Source organism: Methanobrevibacter filiformis, assembly GCF_001639265.1.
Lineage (GTDB): Archaea > Methanobacteriota > Methanobacteria > Methanobacteriales > Methanobacteriaceae > Methanacia > Methanacia filiformis.
The window spans coordinates 1-22,362 of sequence record NZ_LWMT01000160.1; the positions used below are offsets into that span (position 1 = coordinate 1).

General features: G+C 27.4%; 12 protein-coding genes. All 12 read right to left on the reverse strand.

Annotated elements, in window-relative coordinates; genetic code table 11:
- Positions 1-43 precede the first annotated feature (43 nt).
- The gene (locus MBFIL_RS04565; protein ID WP_066971893.1) at positions 44-1,231 is read right to left on the reverse strand and encodes an HpaII family restriction endonuclease; all 1,188 of its coding nucleotides are present in this window, start codon (positions 1,229-1,231) and stop codon (positions 44-46) included.
- Between the two features lie 4 nt (positions 1,232-1,235).
- Positions 1,236-2,366, reverse strand: coding sequence for a DNA (cytosine-5-)-methyltransferase (gene dcm / locus MBFIL_RS04570; RefSeq protein ID WP_066971895.1), 1,131 nt, complete (start codon positions 2,364-2,366; stop codon positions 1,236-1,238).
- A 140-nt stretch (positions 2,367-2,506) separates the two neighbouring features.
- Positions 2,507-3,589: a DNA topoisomerase IV subunit A gene (locus MBFIL_RS04575; RefSeq protein ID WP_066971897.1), complete on the reverse strand. Its 1,083-nt coding sequence runs from the start codon at positions 3,587-3,589 to the stop codon at positions 2,507-2,509.
- 12 nt (positions 3,590-3,601) lie between these two features.
- The gene (top6B, locus tag MBFIL_RS04580; protein ID WP_084266301.1) at positions 3,602-5,275 is read right to left on the reverse strand and encodes a DNA topoisomerase VI subunit B; all 1,674 of its coding nucleotides are present in this window, start codon (positions 5,273-5,275) and stop codon (positions 3,602-3,604) included.
- Between the two features lie 770 nt (positions 5,276-6,045).
- Positions 6,046-6,438, reverse strand: coding sequence for a hypothetical protein (locus MBFIL_RS04585; RefSeq protein WP_066971901.1), 393 nt, complete (start codon positions 6,436-6,438; stop codon positions 6,046-6,048).
- 9 nt (positions 6,439-6,447) lie between these two features.
- Positions 6,448-7,596: a transglutaminase-like domain-containing protein gene (locus tag MBFIL_RS04590; protein ID WP_066971903.1), complete on the reverse strand. Its 1,149-nt coding sequence runs from the start codon at positions 7,594-7,596 to the stop codon at positions 6,448-6,450.
- A 1,170-nt stretch (positions 7,597-8,766) separates the two neighbouring features.
- Positions 8,767-9,366 carry a KH domain-containing protein gene (locus tag MBFIL_RS04595; RefSeq protein WP_066971906.1) on the reverse strand — a complete coding sequence of 200 codons (600 nt, stop codon included), beginning with the start codon at positions 9,364-9,366 and terminating at the stop codon, positions 8,767-8,769.
- Between the two features lie 201 nt (positions 9,367-9,567).
- Positions 9,568-10,353, reverse strand: a complete 786-nt coding sequence (locus MBFIL_RS04600; RefSeq protein ID WP_066971908.1) for a serine protein kinase RIO — start codon at positions 10,351-10,353, stop codon at positions 9,568-9,570.
- 261 nt (positions 10,354-10,614) lie between these two features.
- Positions 10,615-19,044, reverse strand: a complete 8,430-nt coding sequence (locus MBFIL_RS04605; RefSeq protein ID WP_066971910.1) for a DUF11 domain-containing protein — start codon at positions 19,042-19,044, stop codon at positions 10,615-10,617.
- A 614-nt stretch (positions 19,045-19,658) separates the two neighbouring features.
- Positions 19,659-20,747 carry a hypothetical protein gene (locus MBFIL_RS04610; protein WP_066971921.1) on the reverse strand — a complete coding sequence of 363 codons (1,089 nt, stop codon included), beginning with the start codon at positions 20,745-20,747 and terminating at the stop codon, positions 19,659-19,661.
- Positions 20,748-21,174: 427 nt separating this feature from the next.
- The gene (locus tag MBFIL_RS11095; protein WP_281192500.1) at positions 21,175-21,300 is read right to left on the reverse strand and encodes a hypothetical protein; all 126 of its coding nucleotides are present in this window, start codon (positions 21,298-21,300) and stop codon (positions 21,175-21,177) included.
- Between the two features lie 194 nt (positions 21,301-21,494).
- Positions 21,495-21,746, reverse strand: coding sequence for a hypothetical protein (locus MBFIL_RS10530; protein WP_157078665.1), 252 nt, complete (start codon positions 21,744-21,746; stop codon positions 21,495-21,497).
- Positions 21,747-22,362 lie beyond the last annotated feature (616 nt).

The following is a 22,362-nucleotide window of genomic DNA, read 5'->3' on the forward strand; positions in this document are numbered from 1 at the left end:
TAGATTTAAAAATTTTTTTTCACAGGAGGTTTTTAGACAATAATTAAACATGTAAATAGTATTTATTAACATGAATACTAAAACATTGAAAAATAAAATGACAAGAGGTAAAATTTTGACACAAACAATTAAGTTTAAAGTAATAGTTATTATCACTATCAAGTTTATATAAATCTCCTTGTTTATATCTCTTCGTACTTGGAGTATCAAGTTTAGTATTCCTATACAAATATTCATCTAATTGCTTTTTGTTATAAAAAATATGATGGCACAAAACATTCCCATCTTTTTTAACAGTTAAAATTCCACCATTAACATCATACTCTTTATTCCATTTTTTGCTAGGCATCATACCAAAGGCAGCTGCTTTAATAAGTTCAATTATGTTGGTTTTATAAAATAACTCAGAGTCCTTATTTGGCAAATTTAAAGGGTTTTTATTTATTAAAAATTCAGTTAAGGATTTAATATCTGATATTTTTTCAGTACTGTAAAAATGTAATAAAATTTGGCTGACAATAAATGGTAAGTTACTATCAATTAACTTTAGATTACTCGAAAAATGTGGATTTTCTATCTCATGAAAAGATAAATTATAACCTTTTCTATTTATTTTTTCTAAAATATTATATATACGAATTTTAAGCCATTTATTATCAGTTTTCTTTGTAATCTTCATCAATTCATTAATTTCATAATCTTCAATGCCCTCTATTTTATAAATAAAATTAGTTGATTTTGAAGCATTTAATAAAGTAGGTTTACTCCCTAATTCAGATTTAATGCTAAAATTGTATTCCTTAGACAACAAAGTTCCAAGATCCTTAATTTCCATGGTTAAATCAGATTTATCATTACTAGATGATTTAAACTTAATAATTCCTAAATCATTGAAAAAACTTTCTAATGTAGGAATACTGAAACTGCTACCTTTACTTTCCTTAATAATTATTAATAACTTCTCACTAATTTCAAGAAATTTTTCAACACTCATTGAAATTTGTGTATTGCCTTCTAAATCTGTCACTTGTACAATATTAAGATTAGAATCCCTTATAAATTGTTTTTCTAATTCTTTTTTAATTATTTTTAATATAGGATAAAATTCATCCTCAATTTTATCTAACTTTTCATCTGCAGCATAAACTTTGCCTTCACCTAATAACTTTGTAAAAGTATAAGCTTCACTCCATTCCCCTCTATTAAATGTCCAAGGATCTTTCTCATTCAATATTTCATCTTCCTTCTAAATTATCTAATACTTTAACTATTTCATTTGCAATTTCTTCTATAACTGGAATAGCTACAGAATTTCCAAATTGTTTATATTTTTGAGTATTACTAACTCCTTCAGGAAAAGAAAAAGTATCATTTTTACCATTCAAAAAAGCATATCCCACGAAACCTTGAAGTTTACCCCACTCATTTGGTTTCATCAATCTAATTCCTTCATTATTAATAGGTGTTTTTTTACCTTTAACCATTAATCCTATAATTTTATCTTGAGGATCATGAATTAAATTTCTTTCTTTCCCAGAGCCGCCAGTAGCGAGTATAGCATTGGAAATTGGATGTTTGAATTTAGGTTCATTAACAATCATATAACCAAAACCATTTCCTTTAGCACTTTGAGAAGATTTATGTTTTTTCAATGTTTCAAGATAACCTTGAGATAGGTAAAATTTAGTGTCAGCCCCCAATTCTAAAACTTCAGTTAAATTCTTAAAAATTGGAGGTCTTTTCCGTTCTTGAGGAAGTTTATTAAAATCAATAGTATTTAATTTATCTGCATATCTTTTTTTATCAAACCCAACAATATAAACACGTGGTCTGTTTTGAGGTAATCCAAAGTGTTTAGCATTTAAAACAATATCTTGTTTATTAAATATAAAACCATTTGCATTTCCATAAATATCTTGCTGTTCTTCTATTCCCACAATATGATAATCCAATTTATTTATTAATGTGTCCAATATTATGTTGAAAGTTTCTCCTTTCATATGAGTAATTAGACCCTCTACATTTTCAAGCAAAAATGATTTAGGTCGTGTGGATTCTATCATTTCAGCAAGATGGAAAAAAATAGTTCCTCTTAACTTATCCTTGAATCCTTCTTTTTTACCAGCAGCACTAAATGCTTGACAAGGAAAACCTGCAAGAAAGATATCATACTCAACCGAGTCCAACAACTCTTTAAACTCATTAGTTGTAACATCATTCATTGGATTTTCACCATATAAATGTTCATAAGTTTTACAAGCATATCTATCATTTTCAGCCGATAAAACATTGACTGCTTTACCAGTTAACTCAAAACCCTTTCTAATACCACCAATACCTGCACATATATCTACTGTTTTATACATAAACACACTCAAGAAAGATTTTATATAAAATAATAATAAGATAGAAATATTAAAAATAATAATAAAAGTAATAACAAAATATAAAGTAAATTTATATAAGATTTTGTGAAATCGAAGATTTCACGAAATCAGAATCCAAATTATTCCATTGCATCTAATTTTTCTGGGAAATATGTGTCTACTACATATTCTAATCCATATTTTGAGAAAGATTGCTGTTCTGCTTTTCTTCCTATTTTTAGCATCTTTTTGATTTCATTTTGCCAATGTTCATCCCTATATCTTGGATCTTTTGAAAGTTCTTTTAGTCTTAAAACATCTATATCTTTTAGTGGATCAGTTGGAAGATCATAATTGACAATGTCAGTTGCACTAACTCCTAAAAATTTAGCATCAGGAGTAGCTAGGTCATGATTAACATGGGCAAGCTTTGCACTTCCAGATATGATAACCATGGCGATGTGGAATCCCCATGGATCTCCATCGTTACAAATATAAACTGGAAGATTAAGTTCTTGATTAACACGCTTTAAAAATCTTCTTGTTGCTCTTGCAGCCTGACCTTTAAGTCCTACAATTAATGTATTGAATTTTTTATAAGCATTTTCTTGAACCATACGATGAAACATCCCCATTGTTTCCACAGCTATTACTCTTTCAACATTATGATCTAAGAAATCCACTTCATCAATTGTAGGAGAAATGGTATATCCAGATTTCCCAGATTTTAAAGCATTAATTTCAACATCTCCTTCTTGAAAGACAATATCACCGTAAACAGATGCTCCATCTTCCTCAGGCATTAATCCTAAGTCTTCACGACTTGTACCAAGAGTAACCTCAATATCTTCACCTACTATATTAGATTCCTGCTGGTTATCAAATCCTAAGCCCCAACCTTCACTAACATAGTACATCTCCCTTAAAGTAGCAGTTTTTTCTCTTTGAACAAGATCTTTACAGAAATTAGAAACAAAAATCATTTGCCCTAACTTTTTAATCTGTTTTACATTTCCAAGAGACCTTTTACCAGCTCTCTCTCCAAGAATATAATACCTTTTATCTTCATCATAAACAATATTAGATGTTCCTCTTGAAGGAATTTTGAGAGAAGGGATTTTACTCTGATTAACATCATCAATGATAGTCTGACCAAGCCCTTTAAGCTTATTCATTGTGATCTCTTTTCTATCTAATCTATTTACTTCTTTAACATCAGCCATGTTTTAATCCCCTCATTCGTTACCATTAATTTCCTCATCATCCTCTTCAAAAAGACCTTCACTTGATGGGATTCTTGATTCCACTTCTTCAAACTCCTCTTCAACCTCTTTTTCAGCATGATCAGGATTTTCACCTAACAATTCCGCTAAAGCTCTTCTTGTAACCTTAGCTAAAACTTCTTTATACTCAGGAACGCCAGTTTCAGCTAAATTAGCTGCTTCTTGAAGAATTATTGGAACATAATCTTCAAATATTTTAGATCTCATTGCTTCTTCTTTAGCTGCTTTTTTAGCTCTTAAATGCTTTTGAAGTTTCCTTGCTACTTTCATTGTAGCTTGTCTGACCTCATGTAAAATCTCAGGTTCTGGAGCTACACTCTGTTTACCAGTTGATAGATATGGAACTTGAGTTGAAATAATATTTACAAATATGGTAGCAGGAGTGTTTTCAAGGTTTCTTAAACCATAACGTCTCCAATCAATACTTTTAAGTGCTTCAGTTATTGCACAACTTCCTTGATCAAAAGTAAGAGGTACTCTATTTGCAAATCTCATGATTTCAGACTTTCTTTCCTCACCAACTAACCGTCCAGAGTCTCCACCATAAGCTATCCCTGCTTCAATGATGAAAGCTACTCCTCCTCTGTATGCAACAGGTTTTCTGGTAGTTGTAGCTATAAATTCTGGTTTTAGAATCTCTTTCATCCCACCTTCGATTTGTTCACTTCCAATTGGAATAAGACCTGATGTTGGAGGTGCCATGAAATCCATCTTATTGAATGCATCTACAATAGCTTCAGCCTCTTCCCATTTCATGTCTTTAGGTCTTTTGTTTAAATCAATCTTAGTCCTTTCCTGAATTTCAGTTATTTTCTTATTAGACATTCTTGAAAGATTAGAGGTTAATAAACTTTTAAATCTTCGTTTATCAGTATGTTTAGCCATGAAAATAAGATCATCTGCAGTAACTCCCTTAGGATGAGGAAGTACTTCTTTAGGTAAAACTGGAACAACATCTGCAGCCCTTTTAAATATATATTTATGGCCTGTTGGATCTCTGAATATGATTTTAGCATGAGGATTTCCAACCATTGTTCTCCTAATATATTCAAAAGCACCTTGTTCAGCTAAAGAGTAAGAAACATCTTTAAATTGAAGTTCTACAGAAACACCAGTTCTATCTGGAGTGAACTCCTCTTTTTCCATTAAAAGACCTTTGTTTTTCTTAACATCCATTTTGAATTTAAGTTTAATTCCTTTTAATTCATCTCCCTCCTCATAGGAAGAAATTACTTTTGCAGGCTCACCAGTAGTCATTTGAGATAAAAGTACACATCCACTACAACCAAGTCCTTGCTGACCACGAGATTGGATATTTCTGAATTTAGAACCTGCAAACATAGTACAGTACACTTTCATTATGAAATCTTCTGGTATTCCTGGTCCGTTATCTGTATGCCTAAGTAAATAATGATCTTTATCTATTTTTTGAAGATCTATTTTAATTTCAGGTAAGATCCCTGCTTCTTCTGATGCATCGAAACTGTTAGTAATCAACTCGTGAAAAACCATTGTTAAAGATCGGATTTTCCCAGAAAAACCTAACATCTGCTTATTTTTCCTAAAGAACTCTGAGGGAGTTAATTCTTGAAAATTATCAAAGAGTTCTGCTGCTTGTTGAGACAAATTTAACCTCCTAATTCATCTAATAAATATAACTTTGGACACTGATTTCACAAAATATCACCATATACACTTAAATCTGCTTTCATAGCTTAAATGATTTTGAAAAAATTTTATTTCCTTAAAACACATACTTAAAACATTAGAAACTCGAAGATTTTCTTAAATTCTGGAATCAGTGTACTGAATATTATCATAAACATAATTTTAGTAAATGTTTAACCTATATGTATATATAAATATGTAACATATAATAAAACAATTACTATATATTAACAGTAATACTATATAATTTTAATGTTTTTATATAGTTATAGTTATTATTATCTAACTAATTAAAAAATATAATACAATAAAAAATAATTCATGACACACACATGAAAAATCATTACTATTTTTCAGACCGAATATATCAAGAAGTAGGAATACAGAAAATATTCCATAGCATATGTATATGTACTACATCATATATAACTCTTTTTCTATTGCACTTACAAAATTAAATATAATAGCCATTATAAAATATATGAACAAGACCATATATAAATTTTAAAGGAGAGCATTTGAAAAGTAATATTAAACTAAAATTATCATGTATCCCTTTGGATTAATCTATAAAGTTCATAGGATATACACCAGTTAAAAAATAAATAAAACTGAAGAATTATAATAAAAAATTAATAATAAAAAATAAAGAATTAATAATAAATAATAAAAAATTAATAATTTAATTTAAGAATTAATAATAAAGAATAAAAAATTAATAATTTAATTTAAGAATTCGTTTTATTTGGAGGTCCATTAAGTCCTGATACATTAGTATCATTCATTTTGGCAGGAACCGTTTTATTAATAATCTCATCATCAGTTAAATTACTTGTTTTATTATTAGTTTTGTTTTTATATGTTAGATAACTATTATATTTCGGAGTCTTTTTATTAAAGTTAATATTATTGTTAAGATTGTTTAAGTTATTTGTATTATCAGAGGAATTATTAGTATTATTTGTATAATTAGACATATAAGAATTATTGTTAGATATATTTGATGAAACATTATTTAAAGAATTATTTGTATTACTAAAGTTTTGACTTAAAGCAACTGTACAAATAGCTATTATTAAAATAATAATGATAACTACTGAAATTTTTAATTTATTTTTCAAAGAATCACCCTAATATATCCATGTTTTTGAAATCGTCTTATTATTGAAAATAACATACTGAGAAGTCCTAAACCACTTATTATTATATCTAATGAATTTTTGCATGTTAAATTTATGAGAAACTAGATAATAACCTTCTAAATGGTCAAGAGCACACCAATTTGGAAAAAAACTATGTGAATTAAGACCATATTCCAGTGATTCATTATATGAACTTACTTCAGCTGATGGTTGACCACACAACCATTTATATGATCCATTATGTTTAACATAAGTATAAATCCAAACATGCCCATAAAAAGTATCTCCATCTTCATAACCATTTTGCTTATATCTAACTGGAATGTTCAATGCACGGAGCAAAGCACTAGTTAAATGAGCAGAATCAATACAATTTAAACCATGAACTTTACCTTGGCTGTATGCAGTTAAAGCATCATATCTTGAGCCACCATAATTCCCATACTTATAATTTACTTGCATCCAGCTTAAAATAGCTTGAGCTTTATCATAATCAGTCTTATTGTTTTTAATTATCTTTTTTGCAAGATTATAAAAAAATTTATTATCTGATTGGACAAACTCCGAAGATAAAACATATTTACTTTTATCATCATTTTTTTGATATTCTTTAGTTAATGTGTAATTTAAATTATTGTAAGATGTTGTATTAATATATTTATTATTTAAATAAAATTTAACAACTTTTTTTGTTGCAAATGTTCTAACAACACTTCTTTTTTGAAAAAACCATTTATATTTCTCTTTTTTAGCGTTAGTATTTAATTCAACCCATTTAACTCCATTATCAACATAAACATCTCTGGATCCTTTAATAGTCTTTATTTTATCCCCATATTTATTATATAATATTGTATATGATTTGACTTTCTTCTTCTTTGTTAATTTAACCTTTGCATAAATTATTGTTTTTGATTCAAATTCTTTTTTAACCTTCCAAGTTATTTTATATGTTTTTTTACCAGATTTTTCAGAACCTGAGAACTTAGTAAAATTACTTGGAATACTTTTTTTATAATTTAAGGTATAAATAACTCCATCTGTTTTATTAATTATTTTTGGTTCTGCCTTTGTATTCTTATCTTCAGCAAAAGCAGGAGAAGATAAGGAAATAGCTAGAATTATTGATATTAACATTACAAAAATAATTAATGTTTTTTTAATATTAATAAAATCATCTCTTATACTTAAAAATGCTTTATTTTTTGAAACAGCTTTTGATCAAACTTTTTTAAAAGTTTGTTTCATATTAATAAAATCATCTCTTATACTTAAAAATGCTTTATTTTTTGAAACAGCTTTTGATCAAACTTTTTTCAAAAGTTTGAAATGTTTGTTTCATATTAATAAAATCATGATTAATGCTTAAAATGCTTTATTTTTGGAAATAGCTTTTGATCAAACTTTTTTTAAAAGTTTGAAATGTTTGTTTCATATTAATAAAAGCATTTCTCATACTTAAATTCCTTATTTTTGAAATAGCATATGACAAAACTTTTTTAAAAGTTTGTTTTATATTTACAATTCATACTAATCATATAGCTAATTTTTCATAAAATAACTATAAAATATATAATTATCAATAATTAATTTCATATATGAATAAAAAATATTTAGATAAATTAAACATTATTCATTTGAAATTAATTATATATGAAAATATAGCTTTATTATTAAATAAATATTTGCAATAATTATCATATAAAAATTAGTGTGCAATAATTAATTTTTTCATGTATTTCATTGTTCTTAACTCAATTCACTTCTGGTAGAGTAAAAACAACAGATAAATTATTATTTTAAAAGTAGAAGTAAAAATAGTTTTTTATTCTAGAAATTAACTAATTTAAAAGCAAGTAATAATAATTCAGCTACATTGACAGATGAAGTTATAGAATGGTAAGGTTTATATATATTAAAAACCATATTAACTAATGTGTTTATTAATGTTATATTCTCCTTTCAGGTTTATATCATTTAATAACCCTAGATTAGAGTTAGGTAGGTGTTGCACCACTGTTGATCCTATCAATAATCTTAAATTTTATATAGTTTTTTCTATATACTTATTTTAATATATTGCTCATTATAAACTATTTTTACAAAATAGCTGAATCCAATTTAACTGTTTTGACGATAATAAAAGCATTAATTATGTTTATTTTTTTAAATAGATTATGACAAAGCTTTTATTTTGTGATGGACGTTTAGAGAAATCTTTTACTTCTTATTTTAAAAGTTTGATTTCTAATTAGCTATCTAAAAATGAAAAATGAAAAAAAGTAATTATGATTGATTATTCATCAATTAGTCTAAATCATCTCTTAATTCTACTTCATCTGTTTTTAAACCTACAATTGATTTGAATTCATTTAATTTCCTATCATGTTGTTTGTTTTCTAAAAATTGGTAAACTGATTTATGTCGTGAACCTTTAAGAATCATTTCAACAGCTTCTCTTGCAACTATAACATTTTCAAGTTCTCCAATGAAAGAAACAGTTTTTCCATATATTGCCATTGCAACTTCAGCCATGTTAATTATAATTTCTCTTGTTTTCCCATCTTTACCTATGATTCTTCCTTTCTGCCTAGCCATTGCTTTTTTAGATTTACCTACATAACTAGTTAATTTAATTACTTCTAAGTAAATATCATCATCACCTAGTCTGATTGCATTTTCTGGAGAAAATCCACGACCAATAGCTTTAACAATGTGGTTTGCTTTCCATACACCTAAAGGATCCTCCATATTTTCATCTGAAGATATCATCACTGTTCCTTCTTCACCATCAATGTCTAAAAATGTTTGAGTTCTATTTTCAATAGCTTTTTTAGTATCCCCATTTGTTCCAATTAAAGCTCCAACTCTATCACGAGGAATTTTAAGATAATCTGTATTTGGCAAGTAATTCACCTCATAAGTTAATAATGATTGTTATTTAATAAAATTTATATAATTGTTACTCCATACAAGAGTTATTAAAAGTATTTTATGCTTAACTATAAACTAGCTTTTGATCAAGCCAACTTGTTAAAAGTTTGTCTTAAGCTATTAACAGTTATTAACCTTTTATCTATTTAATATTAGTTATTAATCCATTGGCAATTATTCTTTAAAAATAGAATAAAAGTCTAATTTTTCTTTTAACATGTCTGTTGAAATTTCTACATTCATTTTTTTAAATTCTAAGGATAAATTTTCAATATCTCTTATGAATAATTCTTTAGCTATAGGATGATCTAAAACAACAGATTGAGAAACATCAATAATTACAGGATAATCATTAAAATTAAGAATATTGAAAGATGAAAGATCTCCATGAATTAATTTCCCATCATGTATGAATTTCCTTGTCTCCATTAATAAATCATGAATAAATTGGTCTAAATCATCTGGCTTGTGATTTTTAAAAGTTTGAGCAGGATTCCCATAAGAATCCCCAATAAATTCTAATATAAGAACATTATTTAAAGCAGTTATAGGTGCAGGACATGAAACACCTGCTTCTTTAAGTCGTTTAAGATTTCTAAACTCCTTATTAACCCATGAAGTTGTTAATTGTCGTTTACTTGATGATTTAACATTAAATCTAGGGTCACCATCAATATAAAAATGCATTTTCTTAAAGTCAGAGGTAGCTATTCTATAAATCTTGACAGCTAGATAAGTAGTATTATTTAAAACTCCTTTTAAAACATTAGCTTCTTTACCTGTGCTTATTGCACCATTTAAAATATCTAAATACTTATGATTAGCTAATTTATAAAGGGTTTCAAGGGTTTGTTTGTCAAATATTTCACTACCCACTCTCTTATCATCATCACTCTTAAATCTTTTTCTTGAATTTATTTTCTCTAAATCATCATCAGCCTTAGCTATTTTAGGATTCATAAGAAACCTCAAACATTAAATTCACACAAAGTAAGTATCATGATAATATTATGTTAATTCTATTAGATAAATCTTACTTTAAATGAATGAAAATAGTAACTATGAACATGATTTCTAGGATAAAATAACTTTACTAATATCATTAAATAAGTAATATTAAATTGTTAGATTTAAAAAAAATGAAAATTATTATTTAATTTTAAAAATTAATATACAATGTTATGGTTAAAAAAAATTTAAAAATGAGATAATTTGGTTTTATTATTTTTTCTTTTTAGGTGTATATTTGAAAATAGCTATTCCTTTTTTATTTGTTTTAGCTTTTCCAACATACTTACCTGCAACATAGAATTTAATGTATTTACCAGCTAACGCTTTTCCTTTGCCATTAGTTAATTTAGTTTTTAATATTATAGAGTTACCGTATTTAGTTTTAGCATAGTAGATAGTGGTGATTGTTTTTTCTTTAGATTTAGCAATGTACGTGTAGGTTTTAGACAATTTATTATATTTACTGTCTCCCACGAACTTGATTTGTAATTTATTTGAACTTTTGAGTGTGGTTTTTATAGTAAATTCACCTTTACTATTAGTTTTATAAGTACCTATTTTTTTACCATTTATATAGACTGTGAATGTTTTGTTTGGGACTGGCTTGCCTTCACTGTTGGTAGCTTTGACTTTTATTGTTTTTTTATCTCCAACAGATCCAGTTGGTAATGTAGTAGTTAAAGTGATTTGATCTTTAGTTACAGTTACAGTAGACGTTGATGTTGAAGGAAGATAAATACCTGTAGGATCAGTGAAGGATGAAGTGTAATTTAATGTACCTGTTTTTGTTGGAGTATACTTAAAGTAAGCTATACCTTTTACATCAGTAACAGCCGTTCCAACAAATTTTCCATTAACGTAGAATCTAACCTCTTTACCCCCAATAGGTTTACCATCACTGTCTTTTAAAATAGATTCAAGTTTAACAAAATTATCAACAACAACTACTACATCTAATGTGTTGATTTGGGTTGGAATTGCAACTGAGACAATATTTACTGAACTACTATTGTTACTATTGGTATTATTTTCACTTGCTGAAACATTAGCAGAATTACCAATGTCCCCCATAGCTATTATAGTAGCATTGATTGTGAGTGTTACGGTTTTACCAGCTGCAAACCCATCAATAATCCATAACCCATTAATATTATTATAAAATCCTTGTGTTACAGATGCTTTATTAAATTTCAACTTAGTACTATCTATTATTTCAGTTACAAGAACTCCAGTAGCACCAATAACACCATTATTCACTACATTAATGGTATAAATCACAGTATCTCCAACATGACCCTTAGCACTATTATTAATTCCATTAATACTAGCTATTTTAACAATACTAATATTGACATTGTTATTCACAATAAAAGTAGTACTGTTAACAGCACTAACATACTTATCATTGCCATCAAAAACAGCAACAACATTAATATTACCAGTTGAATTAACAAGATAATTAATATTCCAATTACCCCTTGCATCAGTAGTAGCATTATAGCTAACACCATTAACAGTCACAACAACAGTCACATTACCAATCACACTATTATTCTCACCAAACAAGCTACCATTAATACTAACATTACTATTCATCTTAGCATTTGTAACAGGATTAATGACCAATGTGCTATTTAAAGCCAAACCATTAAAATTAGTGCTATTTACAGCAGCAACATAATTAGCATTACCAACAAACTCAGCAACAACATTAATATTACCAGTTGAATTAACAAGATAATTGATATTCCAATTACCCCTTGCATCAGTAGTAGCATTATAGCTAACACCATTAACAGCCACAACAACAGTCACATTAATAATAGCATTATTATTCTCATCTAATAAAGTTCCATTAATACTAACATTACTATTTATTTTAGTATCAGGAACAGGGTTAATAATTAATGTACTATTATTTGAAGATATTCCATTGAAATTAGTGCTATTTACAGCAGCAAAATAATTATTATTACCATTAAACTCAGCAACAACATTAATATTTCCAGAAGACTTAACAAAATAACTGATATTCCACTTACCACTATTATCAGTAGTACCATTATAATTAACACCATTAACAGTCACAACAACAGTCACATTACCAATCACACTATTATTCTCACCAAACAAGCTACCATTAATACTAACATTACTATTCACATTAGTATCTGGAATAGGATTAATAACCAAAGTACTATTCAAAGAAATTCCATTAAAACTTGTTTCATTTCCAGCAGCAGCATGATTAGTATTACCATTAAAGATAGCAACAACATTAAATAGTCCAGTTGAATTAACAAGATAAGTAATACCCCACTTACCACCCACATCAGTAGTAACATTATAACTAACACCATTAACAGTCACAACAACAGTCACATTACCAATCACACTATTATTCTCACCAAACAAGCTACCATTAATACTAACATTACTATTCATCTTAGTATCCATTATAGGATTAATAATTAGTGTGCTATTTAAAGCTGCCCCATTGAAATAAGTTGTATTAACAGCAGCAACATAATTAGTATTACCCACAAACTCAGCAACAACATTAACAACACCATTCGAAATCACAAGATAAGTAATATTCCAATTACCACTGGCATCAGTAGTAGCATTATAAACAACACCATTAACAACCAAATTAACAATAACACCACTAATCGGAACACCATTCTCATCCAATAAAGTTCCATTAATACTAACACTACTATTAACCTTAGTATCCACAACAGGATTAATAACCAAAGTACTATTCAAAGCCAAACCATCAAAATAAGTCGCATTAACAGCACCAGCATAATTAACATTACCCACAAACTCAGCAACAACATCAATAACACCAGTCGAAATCACAAGATAAGTAATATTCCAATTACCACTGGCATCAGTAGTAACATTATAAACAACACCATTAACAATCAAATTAACAATAACACCACTAATCGGAACAGCATTCTCATCCAATAAAGTTCCATTAATACTAACACTACTATTAACCTTAGCACTCACAATAGGATTAATAACCAAAGTACTGTTTAAAGTCAAACCATTAAAATAAGTTGAATTAGCAGCACCAGTATGATTAGCATTACCCACAAACTCAGCAACAACATTAATACGTCCTGTTGAACCCACATGATAAATAATACTCCACTTACCACTAGCATCAGTAGTAGCATTATAATCAACATTATCAATAGTCAAATTAATAGTAACACCACTAACTGGAGCACCTTTCTCATCCAACAAACTACCATTAATACTAACACTACTATTAACCTTAGTATCCACAATAGGATTAATAACCAAAGTACTATTCAAAGGCAAACCATCAAAATAAGTCGCATTAGCAGCACCAGTATAATTAACATTACCCACAAACTCAGCAACAACATCAATAACACCAGTCAAACCCACAAAATAACTAATATTCCAATTACCCCTGGCATCAGTAGTAGCATTATAAACAACATCATTAACAACCAAATTAACAATAACACCACTAATCGGAACACCATTCTCATCCAATAAAGTTCCATTAATACTAACACTACTATTAACCTTAGCACTCACAACAGGATTAATAATTAAAGTACTGTTTAGAGGACCTACATGAATTGTTGTGCTTGTGTTGGTGTTACTTCCATTAAGGATTATTTCATTTGCTGTTACATTTGCAATATTTTCTATTGTTCCAATATTAGATATTATTACTTCGATTTCTAATGTAGCTGTTTGATTAACATGTAATATTCCAATATTCCATAATCCTGTGGTATTATTGTAAGTTCCAGTTGAAGAATTGTATGTAATGTAAGTTAATTTAGAATCTAAGATATCATATACTCTTACATTACTTGCATTATCCAAGCCATTGTTTTTAATAGTTATGACATATTTAACATGGTCTCCAATGTGAGAGTTGTTAAGACCAGTTACATTAGATACTTTGGTGATGTTTAGATTAACTGTTGGTGTGACAGTGATTGTTACTGTGGATTTTATATCTGGATTAATAAGTGTTTCAATAGCTGTTACATTATTTGCAGTGTTGTTTATTGTTCCTGATTTAATAGCTTGAGCCATCATCTTGAGTGTTACGGTTACTCCTGGTCCAATATCCCCAACAGTCCAAATACCTGTTGTATTGTTGTATGATGATCCTCCAGTCACGTTCAGGAGTTTAAAATTATCAGGAAGTGAATCAGTGAAAGTAACACCAGATGCAAAATCATATCCATTATTTATTATAGTTATTGTAAATTCAATAGTATCATTATTCAAAATATTAGTTACATTTGCGACTTTAAGGATAGTGAGATTAACCTTAGTTTCATTATCAAGAATAAGAACAATGTTCTCATCATCTGCTAAAGCATTGATTGAAGATTGAAGATTATTATTAGTTAAGATTACAACTTGCGAGAATGTGAGTGTTCTTATATCACCAGCACTATTATTAATAACACTAGTACTGTTTCTAAGTAATACTTCTACTGTGAAGTGAGGTAATAAACTTGGAGTGTTAGTAGTTAGATTATTTAAGGTTAAGGTGTAAGATAATGTTGCTGGGATGTTCTTTGTGTAATTTCTTGTTGCATTTGCAGTTGTATTAAATGTGGAGTTAAGTGAAAGTTGTAATACATACCAGTGTGTAAGGTTTAAACTTGTTCCAGTGTTAGTGTATTGGTCAGTGATGTTATTTTTTCCCCACCAATTGAAGTTTGCATTAGTTTTATTTCCTGAGTTTATCATGCCTAGAGTGTTTTGATAGATTCTGTTGTAATTTATTGTGTTGTTATCTCCTGTGATGTTTACTCCTGTCAGTGTATTGTTTACAATTGTTGAGCTTATTATAGTGTTATTGGTTCCATTAATTATGGCTCCTACTTCATTTATTTCTAATGTTCCATTAGTGAAAACATTATTACGACTAGAAGAATTAAAAGCCAAACCAAATTTTAAATTAGCTATTGTAATATTAGAAAAGGTGTTGTTTTGTCCATTTACAAATATTCCTCTTGTGTTGTTATTCATGATTGAATTAGAAATATTATTTCTAGAACCATCAACAATTAAAACAATATCATTATTAATTATTGTATTATTACTTAGTAAATAGCTATCTAAATCAATAGTTGAATCACTGAACCCCATCCCTAAAACACCATCATTACCATCAAATGAATTATTATTAATAAAAGTCCGATTATTTGATGTATAAATAGCTATATGAGCATTATTAGAAAATATAGAACCATTCACAGTGAAATTAATACCCAAAATGTTATAAATAGCACCACCAGAAGTACTAGCATTATTATTTGTGAAAGTAGAATTGTTCACACTAAAATTAGCACCATAATTATAAATAACACCACCACTACTGGCATTATTACTAGTGAAAATAGAACCACTCACACTAAAATTAACACCAACAAAGTTATAAATAGCACCACCAGAAGTACTAGCATTATTATTTGTGAAAGTAGAATTGTTCACACTAAAATTATTACCACCAGCATTAACACCAACACCATTAAGAACAGTATTATAAATAGCACCACCCCCTCCATTAGCATTATTACTAGTGAAAATAGAACCACTCACACTAAAATTACGACCACCATTATAAATAGCACCACCCCCTCCATTAGCATTATTACTAGTGAAAATAGAACCACTCACACTAAAATTAAGACCAATAAAGTTATAAATAGCACCACCATTATAAGCATTACTATTTGTGAAAGTAGAATTGTTCACACTAAAATTAGCACCATTAGTATAAATAGCTCCACCAGCGTAAGCAGTATTATTAATAAATCTAGTATTTTCATTTATAATAAAACTAGTTCCATTATTGTTGTAAATAGCTCCACCATCGTAAGCAGTATTGTTTATAAAATTAGAACCAAATATTGCGATTTTAGAACCATTATTGTAAATTGCTCCACCATTGTTATTATTGCCAGTGAGATTAGCATTTGCAAAAGTTAAATTAATTAATGTGACATTTAGACCCTTATTAATAAGGAATATTCTTCCATTATTGAGTGCATCTATTATTACTTCTCCACTTAATGCTGTGTAACCAAGGATAGTTATATTCTTATTTATAGTTAAGTTTGTGTTGTTTCTTTCTATTCCATTGGTGTTGTTGTAGTTGTTTCCTGCTATGTGTATTATTCCATTATCTCCTACTATTTCTAATGCTTTTTCTATTGATTTGACAGCATTAGTCCAATTTAATCCATTATTAGTATCTGACCCTCCTGTTGCGTTAACATAGCCGTCAGTGATTTCGGAAGCATTTATACTGAATGTTTTTGTGAAATTATCTATTTTAGCTGTTGCAGTAGTATTTATGTATTGGTTAAATGGTACTGATAAATTAGTAGATAAGTTAGCAGAAAATATAAATTCTACAAAACCATTACGATCTATTGTTCCATTGAACTCAGAAAGATCATTAATAGCTATCTCACTTGTATTAAGAACTATTGTGTAATTGAAAACAAGCAGATCATTTGTCCTATCAATATCAAATAGTGTGATATTAACTATAAAATAATTTGTTAAATAAAGAGTTCCAGTTAAATCAACTTTAATAGAATTAATAAGAGGGTCCGTATTGTTTCCCCACCAATTGTAGCTTCCATTGACTATAGAATTGTAGATATATATTTGTCCATTTTCTAGATCATTTGTGTTTGTATTGTTGTATATTCTAGAATATTCTAATGTTAAGTTAGTATTGTTGTTAATAGCCATTGCTCCACCGTATGATGCGCTGCTATTTACAAAATTAGAACCAATAATAAGTCCAGTATTGTTTTGAAGGAATATAGCTCCTCCTTGAGTATAGTCAGAACCAGAACCATTACTTAGCACAGTATTATTTATGAATTCAGATCCAATTATACTGAAGTTATTACTTTGTAAATATATAGCTCCTCCATAACAAGGAAAAGAGGAATTAGTAGAATTGCTTAATGCACCATTATTTAAAAATGTGGAGTTATTTATGTTAAGATTAGCAATATCATTTTTATAAATAGCTCCACCCATACTATAAGCATAGTAACTATTAGAATTAGTACCACTAATTGCTGTATTATTTGCAAAAGTAGAATTATCTACAGTTAAATTAGCACTATAACTCACCCCATCATTGATACAAACAGCACCTCCTTTACTATAAGCATTAATAGATGTAGAAGCACTAGTACTTTTTGCCATATTATTTACAAAGAGAGAATTAATTAAACTTACATTATTGTCGCTAGCCCAATTATTTATAGAACCACCTCGACTATAAGCATAAGTAGTACTAGAAGAAGCAATTGCTGTATTATTTGCAAAAGTAGAATTAATTATATTGATTGTTCCAGAAAATGGTGAACGAATAGCACCACCCTCACTAGAAGCTGAAGAACTATTAGATACTGTTATTACTGAGTTGTTTGTAAAGTTAGAGTCAGTTACATTATAAGTAGCCATTGCAGATATGGCACCACCACTAGCCTGACTAGTTGTACTATTACTAATCACTGTTACTATGTTGTTTGAGAAAATAGATCTACTTATATTAAAATTACCAGAACTACCTAGAGAAATAACCCCTCCACTAGAACTAGCAGAAGAACGAGAATTTATATTACTACTATTTATTGTGTTGTTTGAGAAAATAGACTCAATTATAGTTAAATTAGCCCTATTTTGTGTATAAATAACCCCTCCAGAACCTGCAGTGTATGAATCAAAAGTAGAATTAGTATTATTACTGCTACTTTTTGCAGTATTGTTTGTGAAATTAGAGTTAGCTATAATAAAAACATTACTACTACTAGATGAATAAATAACACCACCATTAGCATAAGAGGAATATACAGTTGAAATAGATACTATGTTGTTTGCAAATAGGGAGTTATTAATAGTAAAACTATTTATACCATTTTGTTGACTTGCAGATATAACTCCACCATAAGCCCTAAAAGTAGTATTAACATTTCCTGTAACATTTACTGTGTTATTTATAAATGATGAATTATCTATTATGAAATTAGAAGTATTGGATGTGTAAATTACGCCACCAGCAGCACCACTATCTGTATTAGTTGCAAGATTATTTTTAAATACACAATTTATTAATGTTATATAGACATTAGGTTGTGATGTATATATTACACTACCATTTCCTGTGACTTTCGCATTAGTAAAAGTTATATTTTTAAGAGTGAAATTAACATTAGATCCAGAAAGATTAAATAATCTTCCTAAATTAGATCCATTAACAATAACTGCACTTGATGTACCATTTCCTTGGATTGTTAAGTTTTTATTTGAAAAAGTTAAATTATTATTACGATCACTTGCTTTATTATAAGTTCCAGCATCTAAAGTAATAGAATTATTAACATCCCCTCCACTATTAATAGTACTTACAGCACTATTAATTGAACCAGTAGTTGTTAAATTAATATTAACAGCACTAATAGATGAAATGCTAACAAATAATATAGCTATAGTTGATAATATAATAGCTATTCTAGTTATGTTAATGCGTTTTTTTATAGAGCGATTATCTAGTTTCATATTACTATTTTCATTTTTTTCTATTTCCATAGTTATTAATCTCCATTTATATAGTAACCCTCAATTGATTAGCTATTTTTTTAAATTATAAAATCAGCGAAATTATATCTTCTTAAATCCTCTTAGATGGCAATTGAATATAATTGTATTTTGTTTTTATAGCTTAATATTAATGATAAATAAATTATAATTTATTATAACTATATATTAGTTCGGCTAATATATAAATGTTACTATTATAGCGAACATATTATATACTGATGAAATTCAGGAATTTTTAAAACTAAATTATTTAAGATTATTTTAGAAAAAGAGTGATTAAATATTTATTAAAATCAAAAATATTCATATATAACAATTTTTTCCATATCAAAGGGATTTGTATTTTATCAAAATTTCTAGTATAAAAGAAAAGATTTATATTTTTAGTGAAATTTTCTTGTATGAAAGAAATTATTTATATTATTTAAAAAAATTTTCTTATAGGAAAAAAATTTGTATTTATAGTAAAATTTTTTACTATAAGAAAAAATTAAAAATAACAAAATAGTAAAATAGTAAAATAAAATAGCTCAAAATAGCATATAATGCTTGAAAAAATAAAAATATTAAAATTTATAATTATCCTAATATTTTAAGAAATATTAAGATACTTTTAGTATATTAGGAAAGCCTTTTTTAGATTTTATAGTGCTTTTACTATTTTTTATAGATGCTGTATATTTAGCAAGAGCATAGTAGTTTTTAGATGTGACTTTACTATTATGAGTGATAAGTAGAGACCCTTTGGCAATATAAATTCCTACTGATCCTTTTCCTTTTACATTGATTTTAGAATTGTATAATTTACCATTCCATTTATAAACCATTATTCCAAATGAATTAGCTTTAGGTAAATATGCATTAGAATTTTTTATACTTCCTTTGAAAGTCTTATTAACAAAAATCCCACAAGCACCCTTAGAATATTTATTGCCTTCAAATGTGTTCTTAGTAACAGTTCCTGTCCATTTATTTGTAATTAAAATACCTAATGTAGGATTATTATAAATATAGAATTTATTATTAATAGAATTTCCAGTCCATATATTTGAGAATATTCCATAATTATATTTTCCTTTTAATAAAAAATTATTATTTTTGATAGTGGTATCAATTTTTCCTACAATAACTCCATAACTATATTTTCCTTTTAGTGTAAATTTATTGTTTTTGATATTGCCCTTAATTCTCCCTGCAACAACTCCATAATTATAATTCTTATATAAAGTAATTTTAGAATATTGTAAATTAGTAGTACCATTAGTTAATATTGCAATAGAAGATTTATTTCTGATATTGATATCAGTAGTATCTACATTCAAATTCGCAGACTTTAATGTAGCGTTAATAGCTACAGATTTATAACCATAATAATCTAATTTAAGCTTTTTAAAAGTTACACCTGTTGTTTTTACTTGAAACATTGGTTTATTCTTTTTAAAAATGATTTTTGTTTTTGTTTTACTGGTTATTAGTATAGGTTTTGTAACATTTAATGTGCTGTTTAGTGTGTAGGTTGAAGTATTAAAATTAAGTTTATCTCCTTTTGTAGCATTTTTCATCCAATCATTAATATTTTTTTGAGTTACATTTTTATTTACAGTCAAGTCCGCTGCAGAAGCTGATGTTATCACAGTAAAAAGTGAAAAAATAATCAGTATTGCAATCAATAGTCTCTTTAAATTAGACATTCTCTTTCTCCTTTAATTTAGTTAATTATTAATTTATCTTTTATTAAATATATTCTAATTAATTTCTAGCATGTAAAATGCAGCATAATTGTGACATTGAATGATTCTTTAAATTTATTTAAGAAATCATTTTCACTGCTTGTAAATGAGTTCATTCTTTTAATGTATTCTCTTCCATTTATTATCTCCTTATTTAATGTTTTATTCTAAATTAGATCTAAATAGATTATTTATACTATTATTTTTTTTAATATTAATTAAATGTTACTTTTTAAAACTCATTTGAGTATAATGTTAGAGAATTATATATGATATTTATATATTATATTTGTTTTATTATTTAAAATTTTTTAAATATGAAACTATATTTTTTGAGTTGATCTGAAAAAAGTTTAAGTTTTAATAGATCATTATGTTGGTTCATACTTTAAAAGCCTGGATAGTTATTGATTGGATCATTTATTTGATTTCTTGAGTGATAGTTAGCAGTTCCTGCACTGTCACTTGCAAATACTAATGTATTATTATTTAAAACAGCCATTTCTGTAGTCATACCACTCCATCAATTATTTTATAATGTTAAGTATTACTAAATATTAATATGTTAATATATTCTAATAAAAAGAGATCAATGAGAATCAATGATTAATCAGTACTTCGTAAAGTATTATATTGTGGTGTGTATTATTAAGGGTATGAAACAAAAAAAATAGCACACCACGTAAGGTATTATTGAATGATGATGTATTAAATTTTTCGATGAATGTGATTAGAGATATTGGGGTTGAAGTCTTCTTCTAATGTTGTGTATAATGATAAAATGATCCATTTTTTCATTAGTTTTAAAGCTTTTAATTCATCACGTGTAATAGTGTAGTGTTTAGATCCTTTAATTAATACATCAGTACCGTCAATGAAAATATGGAGAAATTTTAGAATATGATGGTCATTTAAAACTAGTAATGTATTTAGAAATATTTTAAGTATTTTATTACACATTTAAGATTTTGATTTCGTAGAATATTAATATTTCGACTCAGATATCACAAAAAGTATGGTGTTTTTAATAAGTTTTATATTGCTTATTATTTTAATATATCTAGTCATTCAATATTTTAAAACATTATACTATTTTAAACATCCTATTGGTAATATTTTAACTCCATCTGATCTTGTATAAGCTAATTCTCCACCTGTAATGATAGCTAAAAAACTTGGTTCTTTTATGTTTAATTTATCTTCTTGTATATGTTTTTTTATTAAGGAGATCTTCCATAATTCATTGATTAGTTAATTGATACTTATTGGCTTATATTATGATGATGAAGTAATATTAAGTTAAAATAAGGATTATTATTTAGTTTATTGGGTTTTAAGTGATTTATCTTTGTTGATTATTTTTTAGTAAATTGGCTGTGCAATAATTATTTTTTGATTCTTTTTAGTTATGCTTAGTTTTAAATATTATGGGGTGTAATATAGTATTAATGTTTTTTAGTTTTTGTTGAGTTGGTGTTTATGGTTTTGCATGAAGATAGTATTGGTCAGGTGTTTTTACTTCCTTTGAATTTGAGGGACTTTATTCCAGATAATCATATTTGTTTTTTTATTGAGG

Excerpts from the sequence above, each read along its gene's own strand:
- MBFIL_RS04610 (WP_066971921.1), bottom strand. The coding sequence starts at position 20,747 with ATGTCTAATTTAAAGAGACTATTGATTGCAATACTGATTATTTTTTCA.
- MBFIL_RS04605 (WP_066971910.1), bottom strand. The coding sequence starts at position 19,044 with ATGGAAATAGAAAAAAATGAAAATAGTAATATGAAACTAGATAATCGC.
- MBFIL_RS04590 (WP_066971903.1), bottom strand. The coding sequence starts at position 7,596 with ATGTTAATATCAATAATTCTAGCTATTTCCTTATCTTCTCCTGCTTTT.
- MBFIL_RS10530 (WP_157078665.1), bottom strand. The coding sequence starts at position 21,746 with ATGTGTAATAAAATACTTAAAATATTTCTAAATACATTACTAGTTTTA.
- MBFIL_RS11095 (WP_281192500.1), bottom strand. The coding sequence starts at position 21,300 with ATGACTACAGAAATGGCTGTTTTAAATAATAATACATTAGTATTTGCA.
- MBFIL_RS04575 (WP_066971897.1), bottom strand. The coding sequence starts at position 3,589 with ATGGCTGATGTTAAAGAAGTAAATAGATTAGATAGAAAAGAGATCACA.
- dcm (WP_066971895.1), bottom strand. The coding sequence starts at position 2,366 with ATGTATAAAACAGTAGATATATGTGCAGGTATTGGTGGTATTAGAAAG.
- MBFIL_RS04600 (WP_066971908.1), bottom strand. The coding sequence starts at position 10,353 with ATGAATCCTAAAATAGCTAAGGCTGATGATGATTTAGAGAAAATAAAT.